30 protein-coding genes and 1 pseudogene are annotated in these 25542 nt (G+C 59.0%); 21 read left to right on the top strand and 10 right to left on the bottom strand.

Features of this window, described 5'->3' with window-relative positions:
• Positions 1-108: 108 nt before the first annotated feature.
• Positions 109-282 (bottom strand): hypothetical protein, encoded by a 174-nt coding sequence (locus LPA46_RS10665; protein WP_230892487.1) that lies wholly within the window; start codon positions 280-282, stop codon positions 109-111.
• 279 nt (positions 283-561) lie between these two features.
• Here LPA46_RS10665 and LPA46_RS10670 point away from each other — a divergent pair, with 279 nt between their 5' ends.
• The 14 genes from LPA46_RS10670 to LPA46_RS10735 all read left to right on the top strand — a co-directional run bounded on the left by LPA46_RS10670 (position 562) and on the right by LPA46_RS10735 (position 11431).
• On the top strand, positions 562-1188 hold the full coding sequence (locus LPA46_RS10670) for a hypothetical protein (RefSeq protein ID WP_230892488.1): 627 nt from the start codon (positions 562-564) through the stop codon (positions 1186-1188).
• Between the two features lie 289 nt (positions 1189-1477).
• Positions 1478-2365, top strand: a complete 888-nt coding sequence (locus LPA46_RS10675; RefSeq protein WP_230892489.1) for a biosurfactant protein 1 — start codon at positions 1478-1480, stop codon at positions 2363-2365.
• A 141-nt stretch (positions 2366-2506) separates the two neighbouring features.
• A complete protein-coding gene (locus tag LPA46_RS10680) occupies positions 2507-2686 on the top strand; it encodes a hypothetical protein (protein ID WP_230892490.1) in 180 nt (59 codons plus the stop codon).
• 116 nt (positions 2687-2802) lie between these two features.
• A complete protein-coding gene (locus LPA46_RS10685; protein ID WP_006183452.1) occupies positions 2803-3183 on the top strand; it encodes a hypothetical protein in 381 nt (126 codons plus the stop codon).
• 68 nt (positions 3184-3251) lie between these two features.
• Positions 3252-3914 (top strand): DUF6735 family protein, encoded by a 663-nt coding sequence (locus LPA46_RS10690; RefSeq protein WP_006183451.1) that lies wholly within the window; start codon positions 3252-3254, stop codon positions 3912-3914.
• Positions 3915-3951: 37 nt separating this feature from the next.
• Positions 3952-4236: a hypothetical protein gene (locus tag LPA46_RS10695; RefSeq protein WP_006183450.1), complete on the top strand. Its 285-nt coding sequence runs from the start codon at positions 3952-3954 to the stop codon at positions 4234-4236.
• Positions 4237-4297: 61 nt separating this feature from the next.
• The gene (locus LPA46_RS10700) at positions 4298-5047 is read left to right on the top strand and encodes a helix-turn-helix domain-containing protein (protein WP_006183449.1); all 750 of its coding nucleotides are present in this window, start codon (positions 4298-4300) and stop codon (positions 5045-5047) included.
• A gap of 60 nt (positions 5048-5107) precedes the next feature.
• Positions 5108-7480 carry a heavy metal translocating P-type ATPase gene (locus LPA46_RS10705; RefSeq protein WP_230892491.1) on the top strand — a complete coding sequence of 791 codons (2373 nt, stop codon included), beginning with the start codon at positions 5108-5110 and terminating at the stop codon, positions 7478-7480.
• A gap of 121 nt (positions 7481-7601) precedes the next feature.
• The gene (locus LPA46_RS10710; protein ID WP_230892492.1) at positions 7602-8024 is read left to right on the top strand and encodes a hypothetical protein; all 423 of its coding nucleotides are present in this window, start codon (positions 7602-7604) and stop codon (positions 8022-8024) included.
• 108 nt (positions 8025-8132) lie between these two features.
• Positions 8133-8624: a hypothetical protein gene (locus LPA46_RS10715; protein WP_135806952.1), complete on the top strand. Its 492-nt coding sequence runs from the start codon at positions 8133-8135 to the stop codon at positions 8622-8624.
• Between the two features lie 3 nt (positions 8625-8627).
• Complete coding sequence (locus tag LPA46_RS10720) at positions 8628-8993, top strand: DUF7568 family protein (protein WP_135806878.1); 366 nt, start codon at positions 8628-8630, stop codon at positions 8991-8993.
• 78 nt (positions 8994-9071) lie between these two features.
• Positions 9072-9467 carry a DUF7567 family protein gene (locus LPA46_RS10725; RefSeq protein ID WP_135806877.1) on the top strand — a complete coding sequence of 132 codons (396 nt, stop codon included), beginning with the start codon at positions 9072-9074 and terminating at the stop codon, positions 9465-9467.
• 147 nt (positions 9468-9614) lie between these two features.
• Positions 9615-10565 (top strand): helix-turn-helix domain-containing protein, encoded by a 951-nt coding sequence (locus tag LPA46_RS10730; RefSeq protein ID WP_135806876.1) that lies wholly within the window; start codon positions 9615-9617, stop codon positions 10563-10565.
• Positions 10562-11431 (top strand): hypothetical protein, encoded by an 870-nt coding sequence (locus LPA46_RS10735; protein ID WP_135806875.1) that lies wholly within the window; start codon positions 10562-10564, stop codon positions 11429-11431. Before LPA46_RS10730 ends, LPA46_RS10735 begins: the two co-directional genes overlap by 4 nt.
• 50 nt (positions 11432-11481) lie before the next feature.
• On the opposite strand, the gene LPA46_RS10740 is transcribed toward LPA46_RS10735, so the two are convergent.
• From LPA46_RS10740 to LPA46_RS10760, 5 genes are all read right to left on the bottom strand, one after another.
• Positions 11482-12165 carry a flavodoxin gene (locus LPA46_RS10740; protein WP_230892493.1) on the bottom strand — a complete coding sequence of 228 codons (684 nt, stop codon included), beginning with the start codon at positions 12163-12165 and terminating at the stop codon, positions 11482-11484.
• A 33-nt stretch (positions 12166-12198) separates the two neighbouring features.
• Positions 12199-13212 carry an aldo/keto reductase gene (locus tag LPA46_RS10745; RefSeq protein WP_230892494.1) on the bottom strand — a complete coding sequence of 338 codons (1014 nt, stop codon included), beginning with the start codon at positions 13210-13212 and terminating at the stop codon, positions 12199-12201.
• A 2-nt stretch (positions 13213-13214) separates the two neighbouring features.
• Entirely contained in the window at positions 13215-13595 is a 381-nt protein-coding gene (locus LPA46_RS10750; protein WP_211313650.1) for a cupin domain-containing protein, read from the bottom strand.
• A 156-nt stretch (positions 13596-13751) separates the two neighbouring features.
• Complete coding sequence (locus LPA46_RS10755; protein ID WP_230892495.1) at positions 13752-14603, bottom strand: aldo/keto reductase; 852 nt, start codon at positions 14601-14603, stop codon at positions 13752-13754.
• Positions 14604-14655: 52 nt separating this feature from the next.
• Positions 14656-15333 carry a helix-turn-helix domain-containing protein gene (locus tag LPA46_RS10760; protein WP_230892496.1) on the bottom strand — a complete coding sequence of 226 codons (678 nt, stop codon included), beginning with the start codon at positions 15331-15333 and terminating at the stop codon, positions 14656-14658.
• Between the two features lie 431 nt (positions 15334-15764).
• On the opposite strand from LPA46_RS10760, the gene LPA46_RS10765 reads away from it, so the two are divergent.
• Together LPA46_RS10765 and LPA46_RS10770 are read left to right on the top strand one after the other, a co-directional pair.
• A complete protein-coding gene (locus tag LPA46_RS10765; protein ID WP_135806871.1) occupies positions 15765-16043 on the top strand; it encodes a ribbon-helix-helix domain-containing protein in 279 nt (92 codons plus the stop codon).
• Positions 16036-16299 carry a type II toxin-antitoxin system RelE family toxin gene (locus tag LPA46_RS10770; RefSeq protein WP_058984726.1) on the top strand — a complete coding sequence of 88 codons (264 nt, stop codon included), beginning with the start codon at positions 16036-16038 and terminating at the stop codon, positions 16297-16299. The genes LPA46_RS10765 and LPA46_RS10770 overlap by 8 nt, the downstream gene beginning before the upstream one ends.
• Before the next feature lie 96 nt (positions 16300-16395).
• On the opposite strand, the gene LPA46_RS10775 is transcribed toward LPA46_RS10770, so the two are convergent.
• Complete coding sequence (locus LPA46_RS10775) at positions 16396-17898, bottom strand: hypothetical protein (RefSeq protein WP_135806870.1); 1503 nt, start codon at positions 17896-17898, stop codon at positions 16396-16398.
• Positions 17899-18215: 317 nt separating this feature from the next.
• Here LPA46_RS10775 and LPA46_RS19165 point away from each other — a divergent pair.
• The 4 genes and pseudogenes from LPA46_RS19165 to LPA46_RS10795 all read left to right on the top strand — a co-directional run.
• A pseudogene (locus tag LPA46_RS19165) lies at positions 18216-18547 on the top strand (DUF6166 domain-containing protein); the annotation flags it as partial.
• Positions 18548-18850: 303 nt separating this feature from the next.
• Positions 18851-19240, top strand: a complete 390-nt coding sequence (locus LPA46_RS10785) for a hypothetical protein (RefSeq protein WP_230892497.1) — start codon at positions 18851-18853, stop codon at positions 19238-19240.
• A 342-nt stretch (positions 19241-19582) separates the two neighbouring features.
• Positions 19583-21283: a DUF262 domain-containing protein gene (locus tag LPA46_RS10790; RefSeq protein ID WP_230892498.1), complete on the top strand. Its 1701-nt coding sequence runs from the start codon at positions 19583-19585 to the stop codon at positions 21281-21283.
• A 68-nt stretch (positions 21284-21351) separates the two neighbouring features.
• Positions 21352-22509, top strand: coding sequence for a hypothetical protein (locus LPA46_RS10795; protein WP_230892499.1), 1158 nt, complete (start codon positions 21352-21354; stop codon positions 22507-22509).
• A gap of 42 nt (positions 22510-22551) precedes the next feature.
• Here LPA46_RS10795 and LPA46_RS10800 read toward each other — a convergent pair whose 3' ends face one another.
• Both LPA46_RS10800 and LPA46_RS10805 read right to left on the bottom strand, forming a co-directional pair.
• Positions 22552-23106 carry a peroxiredoxin gene (locus LPA46_RS10800; protein WP_230892500.1) on the bottom strand — a complete coding sequence of 185 codons (555 nt, stop codon included), beginning with the start codon at positions 23104-23106 and terminating at the stop codon, positions 22552-22554.
• 101 nt (positions 23107-23207) lie between these two features.
• Positions 23208-23552 carry a winged helix-turn-helix transcriptional regulator gene (locus LPA46_RS10805; RefSeq protein ID WP_080505578.1) on the bottom strand — a complete coding sequence of 115 codons (345 nt, stop codon included), beginning with the start codon at positions 23550-23552 and terminating at the stop codon, positions 23208-23210.
• A gap of 78 nt (positions 23553-23630) precedes the next feature.
• Between LPA46_RS10805 and merA the strand changes: the two genes are divergently transcribed.
• A complete protein-coding gene (gene merA, locus LPA46_RS10810) occupies positions 23631-25085 on the top strand; it encodes a mercury(II) reductase (RefSeq protein ID WP_230892501.1) in 1455 nt (484 codons plus the stop codon).
• A gap of 3 nt (positions 25086-25088) precedes the next feature.
• Here merA and LPA46_RS10815 read toward each other — a convergent pair whose 3' ends face one another.
• Complete coding sequence (locus LPA46_RS10815) at positions 25089-25496, bottom strand: CopG family ribbon-helix-helix protein (RefSeq protein WP_230892502.1); 408 nt, start codon at positions 25494-25496, stop codon at positions 25089-25091.
• Positions 25497-25542: the final 46 nt, after the last annotated feature.

Genomic DNA, 25542 nt, shown 5'->3' on the forward strand with positions numbered 1-25542 from the left:
GTAAATATTTTGTCTGTACTTAGCGAAGTCACGCACCACAGCAAGGTAGGTTCTTACCAGCGAATTTGGAGTGAAACAGCTGCTCAATAGGTGTGCGAATATATCGAGTCAGTTGCTTAGGAGAGCATCGTATCCGCCTTTGTAGCTCAGGTAGTACGCGACCACTACGAGGAGTACGAGGACGAACAGCTGTCCGAATATATCGGGTGGCGAAATAATCGCTGAGAGCGGAAACGCGACGAGGAAGCTGATAATAAAGCGAACGTGTGGGGAGTCAAGCATATTTCGACCGAATACCCAGCGCAGTAAATAGGTTGTCCATATGAAACGATGCGTGTTCCACCTGTACTTACCGAATCTGATCACCACATCGAGGCGAGTTCTCCTCAGCTGATTTGGACTGAAACACCCGGTAGGTGAATGTGCGAATCTAACGCTGATACCTCCTTCAGTTATGTGTGATGTTGGTAGAGTCGTGCTGCAATACAAAGCGCGTATCGCGCAGCGGTGAGAACTTATTCATCCCCGAAAAGTTATAACAGTCAGCTATGATTTCGATCCATGGGACGAGTCACCTCTTCATATATGAAATTACTCGAACAGTGGAGTCCGACGCTATTTCTCCTTGGTGGGGTAGTCCTAGTCGCTTTCGCGGCGAGCTTGGCCGCCATCGGGCTCATGGATATGTCTTCCCCGCGGAATATCTTGGCTGGTGCTGGATTCACTCTCGCTTTCCTGGGCCTCTTTGGGTTGTGCGCCGGGCTCACGGACCGAAGTCCCCGGCTGGCACGCGCCGGTAGTATCTTTGCAGTCCTCGGCGGGGTAGGATTCACTCTGACGTTCGTGTTAGGTATCGCTGAGTTCGTGGAGATAACGCCCCCAGCCTGGGTTGAAGCCGCCCAGCTACTGAATATCGCCTCGATTGTCCTCGGATTTCTTCTCGTCGGTATCGCAAGCCTGCGGACTGACGTATACCCACAGTCCCTCGGAGTTCTATTATTCGTGCCGGCAGTCCTCTTCGCTGCGAACATAACCCGTGTAGCGTTCTTGGGCCCGTGGACTCCCTCATGGGCACCATTCCTCCTCGGAAGTCTACAGGCCATGGCCATGTTAGCCATTGGCTACATTCTCCATGACGAGTCCACTCCGACCGAGCCTGCGGAGCGACCGATCGACAGAGCTGCGTAAAGCACGTCGGGCTACTCCCGTTTATTGGCTCTCTGCTATATGTTGATCCAGTACTGAACTACTGAATTCACCCTCTGTATCCGCCACGATTCTTGACAAGGACTGGGTGGTTCCTACTCCGTAGCGTCACATCCGTCCCCTGTACTTACCGACCTGCGTCAGAATATGTTATCGGTTGAGGATTTCAATAGAGCCGAACCGTTCTATGACACCTCCTGTCTGTAGGCTAATTGATGTGAGAGCTATTGTTTAAACCCGAAGACGAAGCATGATACGGCCAGAATACTCTATGACCGATCAGTACGCCGACTACGAAGCCCTCCGACCGCTCGGCGAAGCGACCCACGTTCCCGACGACCAACTCGCCAGTAGTAGTGGCCAGCCCCGGCGGCAACGCTCTGGTGGCGTCGACGCGAGCTATCCAGACGACCCGACTGCAGATGAGACCGAGTGCAATTCCTGTGGAGCGTCAATCCCCGCTGGCCAGTCGAAGTGCCGGTTCTGTCTCACGAACCATCTCGAAGCAGCCGATGATCAGGACACATCGACTGCCGAACGGACTCACCGCCACGTCATCCAGCTGCTCGTTGAGGCGTCGACGTTCTACGGCGCCGTCGGGAAGGGATCTGCTTCGGCCACCCTCCTCGCGAAGGGAGATGATGACCCAGTAGTCGATGACTGCAAGCTAATCTACGATCTCGACGAGGAACCGGCCCCACAGCTTGTCGATCAGTGGCCCTCGCTCCTCTCGGCAACACGGATCACGTCTGAATGTGGTAATCAGCTGCTCGCGGCTGCTCGCGACCAGACATCGCCGACAGAGACAATGACGTCGGGTCACGACGGCGAGCACGCGACGTTCCTCTACGACGAAACCGGGAGTGAGGTTCACTCCGAAGATCATCTTGCAAGCCTACGTGAGGACGTAGACGACGACCTCTGGCTGGTGCCAGCGATTGCGCTCCAGGAATCCGTTGACAAGACCGATACCGAACAGCCACGACGCGAGCGCCCAAACAGAACTCACCTCGAGTGTCGGGAGTGTGATCGGGAGACCAAGCATCGATTCCGCGAACTCGAGACGGTCCCCGATGACGAGTGGACCGGGCAGCCTATGTGGGAGTGTCAGCGGTGCGGGACACCTCGCTATGGGCCCGAACCCGAAGCCAGTCAGTAGAGACGGTGCCAGTTTAACCAACGGATCCTGATATCGATTCGTTCTGTTGGTTAACTGGAGGCCAGTCCGTGATCACTCCCGGACCGCCCCGCTGACTGCCCGCCGGTGTTTTTTGCGCCGTAAATTGGCGGAGGCGCACACATGGACCCACGAGACACCCCCGGCTATCGACTCCACCGCGCGCTCAGCAGCCTCACCAGTATCGACGTCGACCAATTGGATCCCGCTGATCGAGAGCGAATTAGCACCGCGACGACGCTCCTCGAGCAGGTGGATGTTCTCACCCAACCGAATACGACGAGGGACGGTGACGCCAAATAAGAATCCGGACAGCACGACGCGTCGGCAACGCAGTGTCCTGTGGCCGTCACAGCGTGAGCGGTTGTTTGCCCCCTTGAAGGGGTGCGGGGGCGCGAGACCGCTCCCGAGAACAACCCATGGCAACACTCCAAGCCGCAACGACATCGACCGGCGCGCTCGTATCGGATCCACAGGCAGTCCGCGAGCTCTGTGAGAACCACTGCTTCGGGACGCTCAACTGGGAAGTGGACGACGACGGCGAACTCGTTATCTGGGGCTACGACAGCTTCGAAGTGTACGAGGCCCGTGAGAACGGTCTTCCTGACTACGACGGTGGCATCGTCACTCACGAGTTCCTCCGGTCGCTCGCGGAGTATCTCGAACCGAACGAAGAATTCGACATCCAGACAGCCGGATTTACCAAGTGCCGGTTTCCCGTGCTGGCGAAACGGTACGTCGTTCGCGACGGCGAAGTCCTCCACGCGGACCTCAGTTCCCCCGACCCGATCGACGAGTAGCGTTGTTCGTCCCCCGGGAGGGGTGCGGGGCGATCCAGTCGTGGGTCGTCCTGCAAGGAGATTGTTCAATGGGCCACCGCGCACTCGTTGCGTACGAACGCACAGACGGACAGTACACGCTCCACTACAGCCATTGGGGTGCAGCGAATCTCAAGCTCAAGCACCGAATCTCGGCCGAAACACCGTTCGGTGGCGACGACACCGACTCGAAGTGGGCGAAACAGCTGCTGGCGGAACTGGCCGATGGCCTCGAAGCAGATGGCGTCGACGGCTACCTCGCCGGCGAGGATCGTCCGTCGTCGGTCGTCAAGCCGAAGCCCCGTGCCACCGGGCTCACCCTCGACGAGATCGTCGCGGACCACCTCGACTATCTCCACCACGAGGCGATCTTCGTGGTGTCACCCACCTTCGAGGTGACCGCCTATCGGACGCTGTGGTTCGGGCTGCAGTACGACTCGGAGACGGTCGAACAGGGAGAGACCGTCGGGAACGGCGCGCTCGCGACGGTGCGCTGGTACGACGGCAAGCCGGTCGGCGACGGCCACCTACAGGGACAGTTCGCGGCCCTCAAAGACGTCGTCGGCGACATGCTCGATAAGGGCGTCTTCACGCCGTCAACGGCGATACAGTATCTGAAACGGAAGCTCGCTGAGCGGGTCGGAGACCGACAGGAGCTGCTCATTCCGACCGGAGAATCACCCTTCGAGACAGCGAGTCTCGGCAAGCCGTAACACCAATCCCTTAGTGGATATCGGGGGACGTCTAAGTATGTCAAATCAGTCTGAAGATGACGTTCGTGTTTGGCTTGTCGAACGGACGTACTCCGATGACGAGCAGAACCTGATCATCCTCACCTACGCAACACCCGATGGAGAACAGTACTATCGGAAGGAACGCGCACTCACGTCCTTCACCGACGTCCGAGATACGACAGCAGCAGTCGATGCTGAACCCGGCAATCTTGGCATGGTCGATGACCCCGACCTCCAGGAGCAATACGCGGCCGAAGCACAGCGAATGCAGGAGGTTCACGACCCGGACGACGTGATCTGATACCCGCCAGTAGACATCGCCCCAAGCCATGGGTTATGTCGTGGCAGGCCTTAGTCGGGGTATGCGCGAACTCGTCTTCGCTCTCGAATACGAGCCCGGCTGCAACAGGGTGGCGGACGCCCTCGCAGACCACCCCGACGCTCGCGTTCGTTCACTCTCGCTGCACGCCACTGCCGACCAGCTCTGGCGAGTCGACCATGCCACCGGCACTCCGGACGCACTCGACGCCATCGAGGACGCGTTTCGCAACAGCGACTACTACGCCGACTGTCTCGCCACCGAGGACTGCGGCGCAACCCAGACCACCCGTGTCCTCGACCGCACGGACGACACGCTCATCCTCTACTCCGACTGGGAGCGGACCCCTGCCTGTGCCTCAGTCCCCCACATCGCCCGCGACCACCTCGGCGACGGTGTGCTGTTCGAGACCCGTCACGAGGGCCGCCACTACACGTGGCGGCTCATTCACTCCGACGAGGGCGATGTGGCGGCGTTCTTCGATTCCCTCGGGGTTGCCGTCGGGGAATGCGCCCAGATGGAGATGCTCCGCACCGCGGATACGACGACATCAGCTGGGGGAGGCGACGGGACACCGAGCGGCCTGCCGCCAGCACAGGAGGCCGCACTCCAGGCCGCTGTCGAACACGGCTACTACGAGTCACCCCGCGAGGTCGACGTCGGCGAACTCGCCGAGCATCTCGACGTGCCACGGTCAACACTCACCTACCGACTCCGTCGGGCGGAAGAACATTTGGCGAAGCAACATGTCGCCGGCGAGCGGGTAGCGGAAGAACGGCTGGCATCGCACTGAGGGCCGCAGTTGGAATATTCCAACAAAGACATATGGAACTCCCACTCCTACCGTGAGGTAATGACAGAGAATCCGGACGCAGCAGGAGAAACGAGCGGCGGCGGACAGCGACGTGAGCTGACCGCCCGCCTCGCCGTTCCCGAGATGGACTGTCCCTCTTGCGCCCAAAAGGTGGACAAGAGCCTCCAGCGTGTCGACGGCATTACTGACGCCACGCTCCAGCCGACCACCGGCACGGCCAACGTCACGTACGACCCTGATCGGACTAGCGAAGCCGACGTAATCAAGGCGATTGAAGGCGCCGGCTACGAGGTCGTCGGGGGCTCGGACGCTGAGGGCGATGATGAGGACAACCAGGCGACCGACGGCGTCGACATCGCGCCACCATCGGAGGTCTGGACGAGTCCTCGCGCGAAGAAGACGTGGCTCGGCGCGGCGTTCGTCACGCTCGGCCTCCTCTTCGAATTCCTCCTCACCGGACAGAACGTCACGGTGGCGAGCGTCCTCGAGTACCCGCTCCACATCGCAGATGTCCTGTTCCTCGGCGCCGTCGCCGCCAGCGGCATCCCCGTCGTCCGTAGCGGGTACTACTCCGCGAAGAACCGAAGCCTCGACATCGACCTGCTGATGGGGACGGCGATCATCGCGGCGACCGGTATCGGCTACTTCGTCGAGGCCGCCACGCTGGCCGTCCTATTCAGCATCGCCGAGCTGCTCGAGGACTACGCGATGGACAGGGCACGGGACTCCCTGCGCGAGCTGATGGAACTCTCGCCCGACGAGGCGACCGTCCTTCGCGATGGTGAGGAAGTGACCGTTCCCGCCGAGGAGGTCGACGTTGGCGAGACCGTCGTCGTCCGCCCCGGCGACAAGATTCCGCTCGACGGAACGGTCATCGACGGCGAGAGTGCAGTCGACCAGTCGCCGATCACGGGCGAGAGCGTCCCCGTCGACAAGACTGCCGGCGACGAGGTCTACGCCGGCGCGATCAACGAAGAGGGGTACCTCGAGGTAGAGGTCACCTCGACCGCTGGCGATTCGACGCTCTCGCGCATCATCGAGATGGTACAGGGCGCACAGGCGAAGAAGACCGAGTCTGAGCAGTTCGTCGACCGCTTCTCCGGCTACTACACACCCCTCGTCGTCGTGCTGGCAATCCTGACCGCCGCTATCCCGCCGCTGGTTATCGCCGACCCCATCTCGGTGGACGTGGCCGGGTACGGGTTCACTTTCGCCGGCGACTGGCAGACCTGGTTCATCCGCGGGCTCACCCTGCTGGTAATCGCCTGCCCCTGTGCGTTCGTCATCTCCACACCCGTCTCGGTGGTGTCGGGCATCACCAGCGCCGCGAAGAACGGCGTCCTGATCAAGGGCGGCAACTACCTCGAAGCGATGGGCGAAGTCGATGCCGTCGCGCTCGACAAGACGGGGACGCTCACGAAGGGCGAACTCGCCGTCACCGATGTCGTCCCGGTCGGCGACACCACTGAGGATGATCTGCTCCGTCGCGCCGCCGGGCTGGAGCGGCGCAGTGAGCACCCCATCGCTGCGGCGATTCTCGCCCGTGCTGAGGAGGCGGGCGTGGGCGACCTGCCCGACCCGAGTGGCTTCGAGAGCCTCACGGGGAAGGGCATCCGGGGCGAGATCGACGGCGAGACGTACTATGCGGGCAAGCCCGCGCTCTTCGAGGAGCTGGGCTTCGACCTCGCTCGAGCACGCCGCGAGACAGACGGCGGCGTCGTGGCGGAAGAGGCGACCGAGGCCGACGACGGGGCGTTCGCCGAGGACGCGCTCACCTCACTGGAGCGGGAGGGCAAGACGGTCGTTATCGTCGGGACGGAGTCGGAACTGCTGGGTGCAATCGCCATCGCCGACGAGGTGCGCCCGGCCTCGAAGCGGGCTGTCGAACGCCTGCACGAGCTGGGCGTCGAGCGCGTGGTGATGCTGACCGGGGACAACGAGGGCACCGCCCGCGCCATCGCCGAGCAGGTCGGTGTCGATGAATATCGCGCCGAACTCCTACCCGACGAGAAGGTCGACGCAGTCGAGGAGTTACAGGCGGAGTACGGGGAGGTCGCGATGGTCGGCGACGGCATCAATGACGCCCCCGCGCTGGCCACTGCGGAGGTCGGCATCGCGATGGGCGCGGCGGGCACCGACACCGCCCTCGAAACGGCTGATATTGCGTTGATGGGCGACGACATCGGGAAACTCCCGTACCTGTACGACCTGTCGCATACGGCCAACGGCGTGATCCGGCAGAACATCTGGGCGAGCCTCGGCGTGAAGCTTCTGCTCGCGTTAGGCGTGCCGCTGGGCCTGGTCAGCGTTGCGCTGGCAGTCGTTGTCGGAGATATGGGGATGAGCCTCGGCGTCACCGGGAACGCGATGCGGTTGTCACGAATCGAGCCCGACCGGTTCTCCGACACCTGATTCTGCGGCCGAAAAGGCGGGCAGGGCGCTCTTCTTTCGGGACTTACCTCCGCTACATCGAGACAAGTTGTGGTTTGTCTGGGGCAGAAAGGACTGAGCCCCACCGTTGGCTCGTGATTTGATGCCCGAGAATCCAGACAACGATCCGTTTCACGACTGCGAGTTGGATCCCGAGGCGATCCTCGGGACACACACCTTCGAAGACGCCCTGTTCACCGACGAGACGGAAACACCGGTGAACGTGCTCACTGGCGAGACACCAGCCCATTCGCAAGCCACCGTCGAGGAAGCGAAGGCGTTCGCTGCGAGTATCGACACGGACACACCACAAATCGCGCTCCCCGCATCCGTCGAGTCGCAGGTCGAAACACAGAGCAAGCCCTACACGGCGGCCGCGTTCTTCCACTTCAAGGCGACAGGCTCACTCCAACGCCACCGCGCCTACCACGCCGCCTACGAGGCGGACGCGTTCGTGGTCGACTTCGAGGCTGACTACGCGTCGGGCGACCTGACCATCACTGTCGGACGAGCGGACGAGGCCTGAGAATCCTCCGTCACGAGGAGAGTTTTTCGAGCGCCGGCGATGGGTGCCGGCGCAGCAGGAGCGAGCGAGCAATCACTCCCGGTGCGTCGGCGTTTCGAGGTGTTCGAGATGCACATGGTAATTTACGCTCTGGTAGAAGAATCGACCCACGACGACGCACTGGCCACCGGAAAGACGGTGTTCGACCGCCTGGTCGGCGCGGACCCACACGCCGGCGCCGTCTTCGATTACTACATCACGTTCGATGAGGAGGATACGTCCGTTGCGGGGAAGGCGCGATGGGGTGAGTTGCCGACTGCAGCCCCCATCGACTCCGATGACGGCCAAGACCTGCTTGAGCGTGGCTGGGAGGCGACGAAAGAGGAGTTCGAGCGGAATCTCAGCCGGGTGAAGGAGGCCATCGACGAGCTCTCCGACGAGGAGATCATGCGCGACGAGGACCTCGCCCGGCACGCCTTCCACAAGGTCGGTGCGTACGATGGTCCGACGATCTTCCTGTACAACGAATACGCGAACGGGATCCGTCACCGTGACCACCTGGATCGAGTGCTGGAGGTGAGCGAGGAGCTCTGGATCGTGCCCGCCGACGTCCACTTCTAACAGATGTCCCGGATCACAAATTGGAAGCGCGAGAGCCGCACGCCCACACTCGCATACCGGAATACGGAGACCGGCGCTCGGGCTGTCCTACACCGAGCCCCGGACTCGTACCGCTACAAGTGGCGTGGCGCAATCCTCGTCGACGGCTACCCGGTGTGGTCGCGGGGGTACGAGACGAAAGACGCGAAATCGTTCCGTGACGAGCTCCGTGACCGGCCAGCGCCCGAGCTGAGCTGTCCCGAGTGTCCGAGTAGCGACGTGGCAATCGGTGGGAAAACGGCTGACGGCGCGAAAGTTCAGCGCTGGTTTGAGTGTCGGAGCTGTGGGTACGAAGCATCCTCGAGAATCGTGTACGGCGCCGAGCGCTGATTGATAAGGGTGCATCTGCGAGGGCGTTTATTTTTGGGCCGAGAGGGGTGGCCCGTCTCAATCGGGCCAGGTTCACAGATGAGTCTGGAAGTCATCGACCGTCACAGCGAAGCACTGTTCGAGTTCCTCTGGTGTCCCGTCTGCGGGCACGAGGTATTCAGTCACATTCTGTTCGAGGGTGTGTTCTGCAAGAACTGCAACACGCAGGTCGAACTCCAAGAATCCCGAGAGACACGCGGCTACGAGGAGGCCGTCCTCGCCTGCTTCGACACCCACTCGACGTGGAACCTCCACGTCGACGAGAAGCTCCGTCGCGACCTACCCGATGGGTCGGCACGGGTGAAGGTCCTCGGTGCCCCAGACGACTATGAGGTCGACTGGTGGAGTCCGAAGCCAAATGAGGACTGGGAGCCGGTCGAACGTGGCGAATTCGACGATGTGGAGGAACCAGATGAGGTGTCACATCTGGCTTAGCGATGTTCGCTCCCCATTCAGATAGTAACTCAACAGATCATTGGAGACTGCGCTCGCAGATCGCATTGACGAATCGTTGTTGAATCGATTGTCGTCAACCTAAATCAGCAAACGTATTTATAGGTATGGTTCTTACAGTAGACACAGATGCTCACTAAGGCTGGACTCGCCGTCATCGACGCGTTGAGCACCGGCCGGGAAGCCACAGCAGCTGATCTCGCGATGGAAACCGAATATTCGCAGACTCATCTCTACGACGTACTCGACAAGCTACTCGAATCGGGGTTGCTCGCCGAACACCGTGGGGCAAACAACCAGCGGGAGGTCTCCCTCACAGACCACCCAGTCGTCGAAGCGTACCGGGCCCTTCGATCCGAACTTGGACACGTCGAATGGCCCGACCTTCTCTCGCCGGCTACACTCCGGGTATGCTGGTATCTCGACGAGCCCCGACGTGTGTCTGAGATTGCTGAGCGACTCAAGATTACTCGGCAAGGCGCCCACAAGGCGCTGTCACCGCTCAAACATCGCTCGATGCTATCCCCCTCCGGCCCGGAGTACGCGTTGAGTGAGGACCTCTCGCCGCTGCTGACGTTCGCTCGTGCAGTCGTCCGGCACGAGCACCGGTCGCGCGTCCGAAGACTTGCACCGAGTGCGACCGTCGAATGGTGTGATCCGAAGCGAGCACTCGTCCGCGTGCAGACAGCCGAGGATACGGAGGCACTCGAGGGCGCCACCGACTGGCAACTGACCGGGCTTGCTCGGTTTGCCGAGTACGGCCTGCAATTTTTCCTCGCTGGCGAACCCGCGTTCTGGTATGCTCCAGACATGGAACTCACACCTGCCGACGTAGTGTGCCACACGCTCGTCCTCGATAGCGGGTCCCGCCGTGTCAGTTATGCAATGCTCTTGATCGAGACATCGGACATCGGCCAAGAGACGCTGACAAGGACTTCGCAGTGGTATGGTCTAGAGTCTACGGTGACTGCGATGTATCGGTCACTCCAAGGAGAGTTCGACATCGCTGAGGACCTTCCTGTCGTCCTCCCGAGTGAAGCAGAATTCAGGGCACTCAAAGAGCAGTACGGAGTCGCATGACTGTATTTAGTGGTAGCGAGGCAATCAGGGCGTTTCTCGAAGAGTTCGACAGCTGGCTGTCAGAGTCCGTAACTGTGTATCTCCTTGGGGGATCGGCGATGACAGTTCACGGGTTGAAAGACCAGACGGAGGATATCGACCTCGCGCTTGGTGTGGTCTCTGAGTTCGAACACGTCTATCAGACGCTCACATCCAAGGGATTCTCAGTGGTCGGCGAGCCAACAGAGTCGTTTGAGGGCGTCGGGAAAACCGTCGAACTGCATCACGCAGAGCGTGGACTCCAGATTGACCTCTTCGAACGGCAGGTCGTCGGGAAAGTGTGGATCACCGACCGAATGCACGACCGGGCTGAAGAGTTCTGGACCGGCCGTCACGCAACAGCACACATTCTCTCCGATGAGGATATGTTTCTGCTAAAAGCGGTCTCCGGCGGAGATCTGGGGAGTGGCCGACGCCGCGACATCGAAGATATGCGAACGTATGCCCAGCGTGGGTTAGACTATGAGGTGATTCTGACGGAGATTGACGATCAGCGACCGTTCAATACTGGCTCCACTGAAGCACGACAGATCCGTGACCGCTCCCACCCGCTATTCGCAATCGAAATAGCGGTGAACTCATTGTCCGGGCTCCCGGATGCGTTCATCGACCGCATCGAAACGTTCGCGACAGCATTCGAGATCGAGTACACCATATTGAAAGCTGTTGACGAGGGCATCAACGGCGTCGAAGCAATTCAAGAGCGGGCCCTTTCGAATGTGCGGGCGCTTTCTGGCGATCAAGAGGACGCCGTCAATGACGCGATTGAGCGACTGGTCACGAAGGATATTCTCGAGTATGATGGTGAAACGGTTCGACTTCGGTGACGCAACAATTCCATGAGAGGGGTGCGGCCGCGGCACCGGCAAGGCTGAGGTTACATCTGAATCCTCTGTAACCACTCAGTCACTTCCGCCCTGACTTCCTCCCGCCGATCGTCTTTGATTGCCAGGTACACACCATCTCTCTCCAACCCACCCCTCGTGGAGAAGCCCTCCCGTACATCGGCATCTGGACAGCGGTCTTCTATCGTTTGAAAGCTACTCCCGACGCCATACCCACCATTCGTATTGAACGGGACCACAGTCTTCCCGCCCAAATCGTGTTCACTCAGAAAGGTCTTCATCGGCGGTGGCAACTGCATATCCCACGTCGGGGCACCGAAAAATACGGTGTCATACGCCTCGATATTCTCCACGTTACATTGGAGAGGCGGGGTGTAGCCCTCTTCGTTTTCTTGGTCTACCTGTGAGACGAGCGTGTCGTAATCGACGGGGTACGGGTCTGCCGGCAACACTTCGAACAGCTCTCCACCCACTTCTTGCTGAATGATTTCAGCGACAGCTTGGGTGTTTTCCGTACGAGAGAAAAACACGATCAGTACGCTGTCCTCATCCGCAGTTTGGGAGGGGGTATTCTGCTCTTCCGTCTCGGACCCGCTCTGGTGTATACATCCCGCAAGGAAGCCACCTCCTGCCACTGCAGCTGCCCCTAGCAGTTTACGCCGACTCGTTCTATCGATCTCCGAATCGTCCGAAGTACGTAGGGTATTCTCTCTCATTATGGAGTGACTGAAGCCACAGATCATCGAGCTCTAGTTGGCTTCCGACCCAGGGACAGGAGTGCCGGCAATCGGCAGGGGCTCGTACGGTTCTTCCAAGTACTCTAGCTCTGAATCCGTCAGGTCGATATCGAGTGCGTCGACGGCTTGTTCGAGATGTTCGACGCTCGTGGTGCCGACGATCGGTGCATCAACGACGTCCTGGTAGAGTAACCACGCCAGCGAGAGCTGTGCCATCGTCACCCCCTTCTCCGCAGCGAGTTCCTCGACGCGCTCGTTGACGGCCGGTCCGCCGCCCATCCGGTATTCCTCGTGCGTCTCGGTGAGCTCTTCGCCGCGGGTCGTCGCCGTCATCTCTTCGTGGGGGCGGGTGAGGTATCCTTGTGCGAGCGGACTCCACGGGATGACGCCGATGTCTTCTTTCTCGCAGAAGGGGAACATCTCCCGCTCGCCTTCGCGGTAGACGAGGTTGTAGTGGTCCTGCATCGTCATGAACTGTTCAAGATCTAGGTGCTCGCTGGTGTACAGTGCCTCGGCGAACTGGTGAGTCCACATCGACGACGCGCCGATGTATCGAACGTTCCCGCGTCGAACTGCGTCATCAAGGGTACGCAGCGTTTGCTCGATGGGTGTCTCGTAGTCCCACCGGTGGATCTGGTAGAGGTCGATGGTATCCATCCCCAGTCGGTCTAGCGAATTCTCCAGTTCTTGCTCGACAGTCTTCCGGGAGAGTCCCGACGCGTTCGGGTGCGGTTCGTCTGCATCGGAGAAGAGGTTCGTGGGGAAGTAGCATTTCGTGGCGACGACGTGTTCGTCGCGGTCGTACTCTCCGAGAACATTCCCAATGATCTCCTCGGACTCTCCATTTGAGTACGCGTTGGCCGTGTCGAAGAAGTTGATACCGAGGTCAATCGCGCGTTCGATAATTTCGCGCGAGCCCTCCTCGTCGAGCGTCCAGTCGTGGAAGTCACTCACGCCGAAACTCATCCCGCCGAGACAGATGCGGCTGACCTCCATTCCGGTCGAACCGAGAGTCGTGTATTCCATGGTTATGGTTCTTCGAGGGCAGTTACTTCAGATCCGTCCGGTTCAGCCATGAAGGCGAGGTGGCTGAACGGCGAATCGGCATTCCGTGTGTTCCCGTGCCAGTGCTCTTCATCAGGCTCGAAGACGATCAGGTCGCCCTCCGAGACCTCACGTTCTCCGTTGCGGGTCGCGACGATTCCTTCGCCTTCAGTGACGTACAACACCTGTACGCCAGCATGCGTGTGGAATTTGGTTCGTTCTCCCGGTCGGAACGTAACTTCCACCGAGCGGACGGTGTTCCCGTCGAACTCGCTCGAAACACCATCCGAAACGAGCGCCGTCGTCACTTGGGCCGGGTGATCGGATTCTTCTCTATTAGCGGCCGGAACGTTTGTCACATCCATGTTTTGTACGTTTGCGAATTGCGGGTTTGATATCCAAGACTTCGATGCTATCTGGAAACCGTATTTAACTCCCGTCGTCTCTGAAGTGGCGAAGGGGATACCGAAGATCGCGTCTGAAAGACGGATAGGTCACGTAGGGAGAGCGCTCAGATCAGCTCACGTGTCCCGTTCAGCCTCCCCCAACCACTTCACCATCTCCGGGTCTCGGTGGTCGAAGAACTGGCTTTCGCCCTCGTTTAGTTCGGCGATCGTCTCCATTTCCTCCTTGGTGAGTTCGAAGTCGAAGACCTCGAAGTTCTCGGCGATCCGGTCGGCGTGGACCGACTTCGGAATGGCGACGATTTCGCGCTGGATGAGCCATCGAAGCACTACCTGTGCAGCGGATTTGCCGTGGCGGCCTCCGATCGTGGTCAACACGTCGTGCTCGAAGATGTTGTTCTGGCCTTCGGCGAACGGCCCCCACGACTCGTGTTGGATGTCCTGTTCCTCGAGGAATGCTGCATCCTCGGTTCGCTGGTAGAAGGGATGCGTCTCGATCTGATTCACTGCCGGGACGACGTCGTTGTGGACCATGAGGTCCATCACCCGGTCGGGGTGGAAGTTGCTGACCCCAATGGCCCTGATTTTGCCGTCCTCGTAGAGGTCTTCCATAGCCTGCCACGAACAGTGGACGTCGCCGTAGGGCTGATGAATCAGAAACAGGTCGAGGTAGTCGAGGCCCAGTCGGTCCAACGATCGCTCGAACGCGTCCAACGTAGCCTCGTAGCCGGTGTCCTGCACCCAGAGTTTTGACGTAACGAACACCTCGTCTCGCGGCACGTCGCTCTTCTCGATTGCCCGCCCAACCGCCTTCTCGTTCCCATACGCCGCCGCGGTATCAATGAGTCGATACCCCGTATCGAGTGCTTCCGAGACACTTCGTTCGCACTCGTCGAGGTCCTCGATTTGATACGTGCCGAATCCGAGAATCGGCATCTCCACACCGTTGTTGAGTTCAACTGTCTTCATAGTAGGTCTCTGTCTACAAAATCAGAGGGACTACGGCCAGATAGCGACGGTGCTAATTGGAAACCGTGTTTAAGTGCTCCTGTGTTTGGAGTGCCGAAGAGAGTAGCTGACGCTCACCCCGCCTGAGGAGTCTCGAGAGCGAGGGTTGTGAGATGCCGAGTTCCGTAGCGAGCTCCTCAGTCGAGGTCTGTCGTGGGCTCTCGTAGTAGCCACGAGAGAGTGCGAGTGTCAGCGCCTCGTATTGCCGTTCAGTCAACCCAAACGGGATAGCATCGTCCGATGCAGCGGAAGTGGAGGTCATCGAGATGAGGTCGAGCGAGATCCCGTAGTTCTCACAGCGGATCCGGGACTCCATGAACGCATCACGGTCCTTGTACACTTTCCTTTCGTACCATCCGTCCGGTGTGACGACGGTCGGCTCGAGTTTGGCCGCTACGGAACTGCCACCACTGAATACTTCCGAGATCGCGTCGGCGAGGTCTATCGTAAGGTTGTGGACGGTTTGCTCGCCCGCGTAGCCGATCGTTGTCGCCTCTTGGACTTCGTCCAGCGATTCCAAGTCGGCTTCTGAAACGTTGACATCGGAATCGATTTTGACGATGAACATCCGGGCGTCCTGTTCGAAACAGAGCCCATGGACGCACTCAATTTGGTCCGGTGGGAGTCTCTCAGTGATACTGACCAGCGGGAGAGACGGTGAACTGAGGGAAAACTCAGTCGTAATTGTCATACATAGACGTATGCTTCCCCGGTAGTTAACGTTCGGGACTCCCGTGTTTACAGGAATTACTCCAACAGGAAATGGTCTGAGCAGCTCCACCCTCGTAGAGCAAATCAGCGGATCCGTTGTAACTCAAGGACAATTCTGGGCTGGTGGTGTTTATTGCCCCCGAGAGGGGTGCGGGGGTCACCGAACCGCCCGCGAGCAACGAATGAACGGGAATGTACCTATGGCCAGTTCGGAATCGGTTCCAGTCGCATCGCCAGGTCAGGCTCACCGAGACGCAGTCGAATACGTCGGCTTCCGCGTCGACGGCCAAGCCGTCGTCCTGAACTTCTCGGAGCATCGGCGGCTCTCCCTCGCACGCAGTCTCGACCTCGTTAACCACAGTTCGCGTATCCAACCGAAGCTACTTACGTGATACAGGCGTATCACAGCATATGAGCACTGACAGCGATGCCGGCGGCGACGGTGAAATGGAGAAGATCAACGTCCGGGTGCCCCAGTCGCTGCTGGCTCAGGTCGACGACGTCTGGGAGGAGCGTGGCTACGCGAACAAATCCGAGTTCATCCGCGACGCGCTTCGGGACGCTGTCAACCCGCCAACGCAGCTGTCCGAGGAAGCCCTGGATCATCTGGCCGAGAGCCGCAAACAGCGGGAGCAGGGCGAGACGGTGTCGCAGGACGACGTGAAGGACCGGCTGGGCATCGATGACTGAGGTCGAGTGGACGCCAAAAGCACTTGATTTGCTGGAGGGGCTCGAATCGGAAGCCCAAGAGCGGTTGGTGAAGAAACTCGACGAAGCAAAGGACTGGACCTCTCATCGTCTCGAAAAGCTCACCGGGTATCCATACTACAAGCTTCGTGCTGGCGACTATCGTGCGATCATCACCTGGGACCGGGATGAGGATGTCCTGATCGTTGAGGCGGTTGGGCATCGCCGGAATATCTACGACCGTCACCTCCCACCATAACTTGCATTTGAACCGGCGCGAGAATGTGTCGCCGATTCTGACCCCGAAATCGAGCTGATTCTAGCCGGTATACGAACCCTGAAACGGATACAATAGTCAGGGTGTACGCTTCGTAATGCGGTACGCTTGCTCTTCGTATCGGAACTGGGCTGTCCCATCGTCGTAACCAGCGGTCCAGTCAGCCGTTCGGTCGTCTGTGCGAAGGACGACACGCTCCACGTCCGAGGCAACAAACGCGAGGGTATTCCGATACCCGCGATAGCGGCGGCGCATCACCTGTTCGGCGATAAGCCGTCGGTTAGCATTGCCTACCGGTTCGAGCACAAGGGACACGCGTGAACGTCCCTCAGAGTCGGGAGCCGTTCGCCAGCGATCCGAGGTCGCCGTCACTGTTCCGCTGTCACGCTGGGTCGTGACATCATCGGTCGGGACGACAGTCACTGGTGGCGCGTCAATCTCGACGAGGGCTCCACTTTGGGCTGTCGCGTGGCCGTAGCCCGCGACGGCGGCGTAACGTCCGCCGCCGAGGAACGGATAGCTCTGCGCCTCACACGGAGCCATCTCGGAAGTCGCAGCCCGCAGAGCCCAGGTTTCTGCATGTCCGGGTGAGAGGCGATGGCAGACAGCATCCTGAACGTACGGACCGAGGTGGAACCATTCTCCACCCTGAAGTTTGTAGACGTTCCAGTGGCCACACCCCACCGCCTCCCGAGCCCGATTAATGAACGTGAACTCGATACGGGCTGGTAAACTCGTCTGCTCGGTGCTTGGGCGGACGAACGTCGGTGAACTCGCGTCAGCGTTGTGGAACCATGCCGTATCGCTGTCACCCGGAAGCGCAGGAACCGACATGCCTGCGAACTGCGAGTCGGTGGCTGGGCCGGGCGAGTCGGTCGGCCAAACAGCCACTCGAAGCGGCCGCTCGCCCGCTCGGGAGAACTCGTAGACGCCTGGTGGCCGTCCACGTCCCACCCCTTCGGCGCGACCGACCAGAGCGTACTCTCCATGGATAGTTTCACCCGGCGAAAGGCGAACTCGCTCGGGGAGTTCCGGGGTTGTATCAGAGGCAAGTCGCCAGTAGCCATCGTCGGCACGCTGGATGTCAGGCGGATCCTCGACGAGATCGTGGTTCGCCGTCGGAGCAAATATCAACCCGACACGATACGTAAAGTCGCCACTCCGTTCTCCCATCGGATGGGGGATATCGCTAAAGAGTCGCCCGAAAGGGGGCGTCCAGTCCAACCGAAATGTGTTCTCGAAGGGGTTCTCGTTGGTGAGCGTTGCTTCGACCGTCGCAGGTCCCTCCGATGTCGCCGTCGACGAGAACCGCATCCTGATGCTTGCGCCATCGTCGGAGCGATAGCGGAGAGGCGCAAGTGCATAGGTACGGTTGGCTGTCGTCAGGTCGATGATGCTCGCGGCCCCGAGCTCCCATTCCTCGTTTTCACTGGGATCATTGGAGGTCGGTGTCGGTGATTCAGTTGGCTGTTCGGTTGGTGTCGTAGTCGGTGTCTCCGTTGTCCCGCCGAGCGTTGTACTACACCCGGCAAGTGATCCGATGCCGGCAGTGAGACTTGCGAGGACAGTGCGGCGGCGCATAGTTCCCTGTTTTCAAGCGGCTGATAAACGCTTTCTGGAGAGTCAAAGAGCCGCTTGAACAGCCGCCATTACTGCGGCAGAGAGGTTTATTTCCCCCTTGAAGGGGGCGGGAGTCCCTTAACGGACACTTTCGAACACAGCTATGACAGATGCACATCACCCCTGGCGAGACGAATCGCTCCTCCACGAACTCTACTGGAAACAGGAGCTGAGCACGGTCAAGATCGCGGATGAACTAGGCTGTACACAACAGACGGTCTCGAAGTGGATGCAGAAGTTCGACATTCCTCGTCGAGACCCACGCGAGGCGGCCCCGAACCGGCGAGGAGCTCGACGCCGCGATGGCGACCCTCCCGACGATGTCGTCGACCTCCCCGACGGCGGACGGCCGTCGCCGACGCTCCCCGAGAACTGGCGAACCGTCTCCCGTCCGGACCTGCGGGTCTTCCAGCGCGCTGATCGCGACCACTACATCGTACTCGGGGATGGAAGCGACGAGTGGCTGGTCGTGCTCTGCAGTCAGGGCGACCGTGCATATCCTGCCCTGCTCGCACATCGGACGGTTGCCGAGGATGCTGACGTAGAACGGGTAATCTGGGAACTCGCTGGAGAGAGCAACGACCTCATCGAACCTCCGAAGGGGGAGCACTGGTGGAGACGCTTCGACTGGCGCGAGCCACCCACCAGCTCCTCGAACGTGGTGTCGAGGCGCTCGAGAAAATCGGGCGCGAACTGAGCGGTACAACGACCGACAGGAGCGCACCGACGACACTGGCTCGCGACTCTACACAGTCTCTAGACCAAATTCAGAGTGCCGGCTTCCAGTATACCCCCACTCCCGAGCAGATTGCCCGTATACAGAGAAACTGAAGAGCAAAATCTGACCAGATTTGATACAATATTGTGATTTCTTTGGCTTAAACCTATGTTGAAAGAGACACGAGTTGGTAATATGGCGACAAGGATGGCCACCCGGCTCGAGAACTTCTTCGAGCAACGAACTGACGGGAATCTCCGGAGTATCGTGAAATACGAGGGAGACACGTACGAGATCGTCCATCTCAGGGATGACGTCGCTGAGCAATATACGACAGACGAACTCGAATCAGCAATTGACGAGTCCCGAATGGAATCGTTGACGGCGCCAATATACGAGAATACCTTTTCAGAAGATCACGGACAGCTCACCTGCCTTGTGCAGTGCTTTGAGAACGTTATCGAGATGAATTTCGTTCTCGAAGACGGGATTGGAGCCGCCGTCGCTCTTGATGCGGAAGCAATGTCCGATGCCCACGGACTTGTCGCTGAAGCAAGGCGGATCGCCCTCGAAGAACGAGAATAGTCGCGGGCAGAAGGCCATCCAACTGTCTTTTGTGAAATTCGTCACGCCTATCAGCGAAGTATTCGATTAACCAACAATTCCCGGGTTACAGAGGTGATGTTGGTTAATGAGGTGTTATTATTGCGCTCGAGAAAAGGCGCCCAGGGCACCAGACAATGCAATCGCGAATCGGTGGGCGTTGCTGCTTCAGGTGACCGAAACGACAGATCAAGAACCCATATATTCAGCTTCCGAGCCGTAGACCTCTACAAAGGACTGAATCACGCGGTGTAGGACGATTCTATCCGGAGACTTCCCTTATGTTTATGAGATTCGCATTAGGTGGTTGTTATAGATTCACGAATGGACGCTGAAGATCAATTTCTCCAAAACGTGTTTGCGGGCGAGAAGCAGTTCGTCATACCGGTTTTTCAACGGAACTATTCATGGGGACAAGAGGAATTAGAAGCCCTCTGGTCTGATATCCAGAATCTCTTAGAAGCCGACTCAATCTCGGAAGAACACTTCATTGGAACCTTCGTCGTTATGCCCGGCAACCACCGACCCGGGACAGTTCCCGAATATCTCGTGATTGACGGACAGCAGCGCCTCATTTCACTCACGCTGTTTTTGAGCGCCATTCGTGACTACGCAGCCGAAATCGGGGGCGAACAGTACACGAACTTCGCTGAGGAGATCAACAAGAAGTATCTTATTGACGAGTTCAAAGACGGGGTTGAGAAATTCAAGGTCGTCTCCCGCGCTGAGGATCGAGACGCCCTCTTCGCAATCGTTGAGCAGGAATCGGTGGATGGGGATTTGGCGGATACTTCAATCTATAGCAGCTACGAGTTCCTCTATGAACGGATTGACGACCTCAACGGCGACGACGAACTACAAACCTTAGATCGGCTCAAACAAATCATCATCCAGCAGCTTCCACTGGTGATGATTACGACGTCAGAAGATGAGAATCCCTATGCGATTTTTGAGACGTTGAACGAGCGTGGACTCCAGCTTGAGGAATCGGATCTTATCCGGAATCACGTCTTTATGCAGCTATCTCTGACCGAACAGGACCAGTTCAACGATGATCACTGGATGCCATTCGAGCAAAAATTCGAAGAAACAGACCGTCATGGCGGGGTGGATCTCACTGAGTTCTATCGGGATTACATGATGCGAAACGGTGAATACGTCCAGAAGAATGAGATCTACCATCAGTTCAAGCAACGAACCGCAGACCTGACTCCCCACGAATTGGTTGACAAATTATCGTACTATGCCGATCTGTACCTCTGGATCCATCGGCCTGGAACAGCCCCCCGTGAGGAGCTGACGGATGCGCTAGAACGCATCCAGTATCTGGAAATCGGGACTGCCCACCAATTGATTCTGAATTTGCTTGACCGGTGGAACTCCGATGAGCTCAGCCTCGATGAGCTCCTCGACATCTTTCACGGGCTAGAGAGCTTCGTGCTCCGTCGATTCATCTGCGGTCGTAGTACCCGGGGGTACTATCGGACGTTCCCAATTGCGGCCCGCTCAATCGAGGATGGCAACGAGAAAGAATCGCTGTTCGCCTATCTGAAGAGTCAAGGGTGGCCTGATGACGCAGAACTCTTCGATAATATCAATCGGTTCGATATGTACAACCGGGATAAGAAGAAAACGTGGCTTATTCTCTGGACGCTCGAAGAGCAGTTCGGCCACCAAGAGCCAGTACAGTACGATGAATTAACGATAGAGCATGTGATGCCTCAGACCATCGATGACAACGAGTGGGGTGACGAATGGAAGGATATGCTCGGCGAAGAGTGGGAGCGTATTCATGACCAGTGGTTACACGCACTGGGTAACTTGACTCTCAGCGGGTACAACCCCGAGCTCTCGAATCGGCCGTTCGCGGAGAAGCGAGAACTGCTTATGCAAAGCCACGTCGAACTGAACGGCTATTTCGAGGATTTGGAACGCTGGACTGAGGTCAATCTCAGGGAACGTAATCAAGACCTCGCCGAGCGCGTCGCATCAATCTGGACAACTCCAGATATCGACGATACGTAGCGTTTGTTTTGCGCCTGCGATGGGTGCAGGCGCGGTTCGGAACGCATTGCGCCTGTGGAATGGAATCCATGAAAGACCCAGAGACAGCTACGGTCTTCGCAGGCCTCGATGGGCGAACCGACACCGAACTACCCGACTGGTACGCCGAGCAACACGGGGGTCCCGAACCGATCAGCTTCAGTGCGGCGATTCGAGAGCTTCCCCAGGCAGTCGACACAGCAGTCGCGTATCGCAATCCGTACACCGACGAGTGGGTCGAAACAGAGCGGTTCAACGCAATTGTCGAGCCCTCGCGGTTACAAGCAGAAACGAATGGGGGCACCGAGGCGGAGTCGCTATTTCACATCCCGACTGACTCGTACTCGATCATCAACCCCGTCGACGTCTACAGCCCGCTGGAGGAGGTCCTTCGCGAGGAGACCATCGACGGGACGCCATTGGGCGACGTGATGTTCGGCGAAATCCGACGCTACCGGGGTGGCGGCGAGGTCCACATGGACATTATGTTCGACGGCCTTGAGGTGCGTCTCCCCGGCCGGTCAGACCCGATTACGATGGGAGTCACGTCGGGGTACGACTTCTTCGGCGAGCACGCCGTCTACGTGGAAGGCTTCGCGCAGGACGGTTACTGTTCGAACACGATGCGCTCGCTCACCGACAAGGAGGTGATCAAGCACGTCGGCGACGTACGGAACTTCCAGACGTGGTGGGAGGAACTCCTCGCACAGGTCGAACTCATCGCCGACGACCTTTTCGAGTTCATCCGGGACGCACAGGACATCGACCTCGACTTCTCGGAGCTCCCGTTCACCGTCACGGAGTTCTACAGCCTGCTTGGTTTCCCGGACTACCTGGCCGAGCGTGCCGCCGGCGATGCAGAAGCAAATGCGGCGTCACCCTTCGAGATCGATATGTGGACGCTGCATTCCGGCGCGACGTACGCGCTCACCCACTTCTTCCAAGGGAAGGAAGGCGCATCCCTCGATCAGTACGTCCGCACAGCCAACGACATCCTGTTCAATCCGGAAGGCACGATCGAGCGCGTCGAACGAGCCTACGAGGAGCAGCTGGAGGCGGACGGAGATGAGGGATCGCAGGCGTCGCTGGCCGGCGAGCGGGCGCTCGCGAGCATCGAGCGTGTGAACGAGGACCTGCAGGCCAACGTTGAGCAGTTCGAGGAGCGTGAGGATGCGCTCCGTGAGCGGTTCCAAGATGCGATGAGCTGATTGTCGGAGCGGCGTTCACTGAAACGATCCTCAAATAGCAGCTTACGTGAGCGGTTCCGGTTCCTCGTTATATTCGACTGCTAATTCGACATCCTCAGGACCGGGTTCATCGCGTTCCGCTTCCAGCGTCTCAAGAGCGTCTTTGACCGGGAAGAAATCCGGCTTCTCGAGTGCATCTTCTGTCGCCCAGGCGTATCGAATCGTTTGCTCGGAATCGATAAGGAACACGGCACGCTGCGGGACGCGCTCGTGGTTCTCCCATTCGTCATAACAGACATCATACGACTCGGCAACCCGCCCGGAACTATCACTAAGTAACGGGAAATTGAGGCCGTATTCCTCGGCGAATGCTCGGTGGGCGTAGACGCTGTCACCAGAAATTGCCCAGACATCGAGCGCCGGCGTCAGCTGAAACCACTCTGCATCGCGAATCGCACACAGTTCGTTTGTACAAACAGGACTGAAATCAAACGGGTAAAATACCAGCAACGCAGCCCGATCATCCGCAGTTGTCTCATCCAGGCTGTACTCGGTTTGTTCTCCGTCACGGAGACCTGGAAGAGTAAATGACGGTGCAGACGCTCCCTCGTTCATCATGCGTCACAGTAGCACACGAAGAAACGATAGTCTTGGGGCTAACACCCCCACCTGAATGGAGGAGCCTCAGATGTGGGATGTAATTCACTGGAGTCCGTATGTCAGGAGTTCGCCGTCGCCCACTCAAGAAGGGGTTCTAATCTCGAACGAATCTCATCCCCCTCGTCAGTTAGCGCGTATTCGACGCGTGGCGGAATTTCGTTGTACTGCGTCCGTGAGACGAGTCCTGCCTCCTCGAACTCGTCGAGACGTTTCGAGATTGTCGAGGTGCTCGCTGTCGGAAGGTGGTCTTCGATCTCCGCGAACCGCAGTGAGTCGTGTGCGCCGATGATGCTGACGAGTTGCATCGCGTATTTTCGGCTCAACGTGTCGATAACTCCTGTGAGCGGACAGTAGCACGTCCCCTCAACATCGCACGTTGGCGCCGGTGAAGTAGTATCTGCCATAGCTTCGTAGCCTCCAACCTACTCCATAGCTTCGGACTCTGGAGTATAAGAACTTCCCGTCATAAAGTATCAGTATAGATGACTCACACCTCCGACTATGATCTCGTGATTCTCGGTGGGGGCGCCGCAGCCTTCGCCGCGATCACTGAAGCGAGCCGACGGGACCTCTCGACGGCGATGGTGAATACCGGCTTGCCCATCGGCGGGACATGCGTGAACGTCGGCTGTGTCCCGAGTAAGCATCTACTCGCCGTCGCCGAGAGTGGCGCTGCAGCGTCGGAGAACCCCTTCGACGCCGTCACATATCCCGAAGAGCCGACTGTCGACTGGGCCGACGCCCTCGACGGCACCAACGAACTCGTCGAGCGGTTCCGGCAGGAGAACTACGTCGACGTCGCCGAGCACTTCGAGACCGACATCTACGAGGGCTACGGCCAGCTGGTGGACGACACGACCATTGAGGTCGTCGACGGCGCCGACGAGGGCGCGCACATTACTGGGAAGAAGGCGCTCGTCGCGACTGGAAGCTCACCGTGGGCGCCACCCATCGACGGCCTCGACGACATCGACTACTACACGAGCGAGACAATCCTCGAGGAGCGCGACCTTCCCGAGAGTATTCTGATAGTCGGCGGCGGGTACATCGCGCTGGAGTGGGGCCAGATCCTCCACCGTGTCGGCGTCGACGTGAGGGTTCTCCAGCGCTCCGGTCACGTGCTCTCAGGTATGGAAGGCCAGCTCGGCCGGGAGATGGAACGAGCCTTCCGCGAGGAAGGGATCGACATCATGACCGGTAACGACTTCCAGCAGGTTCAGGGTGTGGCTACCGACAGTAGTGCTGACTCTGGTCAGCAGGGCGTCGCTGTGGAGACTGTCATTGAGGGCGAGAAACGAGCGTTCACCGCCGAGGCGTTGTTCGTCGCGACAGGCGTCCAGCCCAACAGCGAGGACATCGGCTTGGAAGCAGTCAGCGTCGAGACCGAATCCGATGGCGCGATTCGCGTCGACGAGCATTTCCAGACGACGAATCCCGACGTCTACGCAGCGGGCGACGTGATCGGCGAGCCCGAACTGGAGACGGTCGCCGCCAAGGAGGGCAATCACGCCGTCAAGAACGTCTTCGGCAACGAGGGCGTCAGCATCGACTACGATACAGTCCCCGCAGTCGTGTTCACCAGCCCGGAAGTCGCAGCCGTCGGGACGACAGAACGCGAGTATATGGACGAGCACGGCACCTGTTCGTGCCAGACCATCCAGATGGCGGATGTCCCGCGGGCGAAGGCAGTCAAGAACACGGATGGCCTCGTCCAGGTCGTCAAACACCACGAGACCGACGAGATCGTCGGCGTCCACATGGTCGGACCTCGTGCCGCCGACATGATCATGGAAGCCACGCTGGCGGTGACGTTCGGCCTCACCGTCGACGACATCATCGACACCGTCCACCCGTTCCCGACGTTCAGCGAGGCGTTCAAACACACCTGTCAGGCGTTCCGACGGGACACGTCGACAATGAGCTGCTGTATCGAATGAATCTCACTCCGGGTCGGCCGGCGCAGTACTGCGGAGGAGCATCGTCTTCACGCGACCGACCCCATCGAAATCACGGAGCCGATACACGAGTTCCCGCACCCGCGCCGCATCGCCATGACAGAAGACGGTCTCTAAACACCACTCGCCCTGGTGGGTGTGGCTCATCGTCTCGATGACGTCCTGAAACTGGTGCTGGGCAGTATGGAGATCGTGAATCACCTCGTGGTGCTGGTAATCGAACGCCAGTACAGCGACGACCTCACCCGAAACCGCTTCGAGTTGTGAGTGCCCCTCGATGTATTCCTGCATCGCTTCACGAATCGCCCGCGAGCGGGAATCCAACCCCTCAGCCTGCCACGTCTCGTCGAACTCCTCGAGAATGTCCTCAGACACGTTCAAGCTCGTGCGCATACTCCCCAATTGATCCCCTACTGTCTTGAACGGGACGAGCGGAAGC

It is taken from the genome of Halobacterium sp. KA-6, assembly GCF_021029015.1.
Taxonomy (GTDB): Archaea; Halobacteriota; Halobacteria; order Halobacteriales; family Halobacteriaceae; genus Halobacterium.

What these genes read in the sequence shown, in the direction of transcription:
- LPA46_RS10770 (WP_058984726.1), top strand. Translation starts at nt 16,036, where the DNA reads ATGACTGAGGTCGAGTGGACGCCAAAAGCACTTGATTTGCTGGAGGGG.
- LPA46_RS10685 (WP_006183452.1), top strand. Translation starts at nt 2,803, where the DNA reads ATGGCAACACTCCAAGCCGCAACGACATCGACCGGCGCGCTCGTATCG.
- LPA46_RS10790 (WP_230892498.1), top strand. Translation starts at nt 19,583, where the DNA reads ATGGACGCTGAAGATCAATTTCTCCAAAACGTGTTTGCGGGCGAGAAG.
- LPA46_RS10735 (WP_135806875.1), top strand. Translation starts at nt 10,562, where the DNA reads ATGACTGTATTTAGTGGTAGCGAGGCAATCAGGGCGTTTCTCGAAGAG.
- LPA46_RS10705 (WP_230892491.1), top strand. Translation starts at nt 5,108, where the DNA reads ATGACAGAGAATCCGGACGCAGCAGGAGAAACGAGCGGCGGCGGACAG.
- LPA46_RS10715 (WP_135806952.1), top strand. Translation starts at nt 8,133, where the DNA reads ATGCACATGGTAATTTACGCTCTGGTAGAAGAATCGACCCACGACGAC.
- LPA46_RS10745 (WP_230892494.1), bottom strand. Translation starts at nt 13,212, where the DNA reads ATGGAATACACGACTCTCGGTTCGACCGGAATGGAGGTCAGCCGCATC.
- merA (WP_230892501.1), top strand. Translation starts at nt 23,631, where the DNA reads ATGACTCACACCTCCGACTATGATCTCGTGATTCTCGGTGGGGGCGCC.
- LPA46_RS10710 (WP_230892492.1), top strand. Translation starts at nt 7,602, where the DNA reads ATGCCCGAGAATCCAGACAACGATCCGTTTCACGACTGCGAGTTGGAT.
- LPA46_RS10750 (WP_211313650.1), bottom strand. Translation starts at nt 13,595, where the DNA reads ATGGATGTGACAAACGTTCCGGCCGCTAATAGAGAAGAATCCGATCAC.
- LPA46_RS10775 (WP_135806870.1), bottom strand. Translation starts at nt 17,898, where the DNA reads ATGCGCCGCCGCACTGTCCTCGCAAGTCTCACTGCCGGCATCGGATCA.
- LPA46_RS10740 (WP_230892493.1), bottom strand. Translation starts at nt 12,165, where the DNA reads ATGAGAGAGAATACCCTACGTACTTCGGACGATTCGGAGATCGATAGA.
- LPA46_RS10700 (WP_006183449.1), top strand. Translation starts at nt 4,298, where the DNA reads ATGCGCGAACTCGTCTTCGCTCTCGAATACGAGCCCGGCTGCAACAGG.
- LPA46_RS10675 (WP_230892489.1), top strand. Translation starts at nt 1,478, where the DNA reads ATGACCGATCAGTACGCCGACTACGAAGCCCTCCGACCGCTCGGCGAA.
- LPA46_RS10805 (WP_080505578.1), bottom strand. Translation starts at nt 23,552, where the DNA reads ATGGCAGATACTACTTCACCGGCGCCAACGTGCGATGTTGAGGGGACG.
- LPA46_RS10800 (WP_230892500.1), bottom strand. Translation starts at nt 23,106, where the DNA reads ATGATGAACGAGGGAGCGTCTGCACCGTCATTTACTCTTCCAGGTCTC.
- LPA46_RS10755 (WP_230892495.1), bottom strand. Translation starts at nt 14,603, where the DNA reads ATGAAGACAGTTGAACTCAACAACGGTGTGGAGATGCCGATTCTCGGA.
- LPA46_RS10720 (WP_135806878.1), top strand. Translation starts at nt 8,628, where the DNA reads ATGTCCCGGATCACAAATTGGAAGCGCGAGAGCCGCACGCCCACACTC.
- LPA46_RS10695 (WP_006183450.1), top strand. Translation starts at nt 3,952, where the DNA reads ATGTCAAATCAGTCTGAAGATGACGTTCGTGTTTGGCTTGTCGAACGG.
- LPA46_RS10725 (WP_135806877.1), top strand. Translation starts at nt 9,072, where the DNA reads ATGAGTCTGGAAGTCATCGACCGTCACAGCGAAGCACTGTTCGAGTTC.
- LPA46_RS10690 (WP_006183451.1), top strand. Translation starts at nt 3,252, where the DNA reads ATGGGCCACCGCGCACTCGTTGCGTACGAACGCACAGACGGACAGTAC.
- LPA46_RS10795 (WP_230892499.1), top strand. Translation starts at nt 21,352, where the DNA reads ATGAAAGACCCAGAGACAGCTACGGTCTTCGCAGGCCTCGATGGGCGA.
- LPA46_RS10785 (WP_230892497.1), top strand. Translation starts at nt 18,851, where the DNA reads ATGGCGACAAGGATGGCCACCCGGCTCGAGAACTTCTTCGAGCAACGA.
- LPA46_RS10815 (WP_230892502.1), bottom strand. Translation starts at nt 25,496, where the DNA reads ATGCGCACGAGCTTGAACGTGTCTGAGGACATTCTCGAGGAGTTCGAC.
- LPA46_RS10670 (WP_230892488.1), top strand. Translation starts at nt 562, where the DNA reads ATGGGACGAGTCACCTCTTCATATATGAAATTACTCGAACAGTGGAGT.
- LPA46_RS10680 (WP_230892490.1), top strand. Translation starts at nt 2,507, where the DNA reads ATGGACCCACGAGACACCCCCGGCTATCGACTCCACCGCGCGCTCAGC.
- LPA46_RS10730 (WP_135806876.1), top strand. Translation starts at nt 9,615, where the DNA reads ATGCTCACTAAGGCTGGACTCGCCGTCATCGACGCGTTGAGCACCGGC.
- LPA46_RS10765 (WP_135806871.1), top strand. Translation starts at nt 15,765, where the DNA reads ATGAGCACTGACAGCGATGCCGGCGGCGACGGTGAAATGGAGAAGATC.
- LPA46_RS10760 (WP_230892496.1), bottom strand. Translation starts at nt 15,333, where the DNA reads ATGACAATTACGACTGAGTTTTCCCTCAGTTCACCGTCTCTCCCGCTG.
- LPA46_RS10665 (WP_230892487.1), bottom strand. Translation starts at nt 282, where the DNA reads ATGCTTGACTCCCCACACGTTCGCTTTATTATCAGCTTCCTCGTCGCG.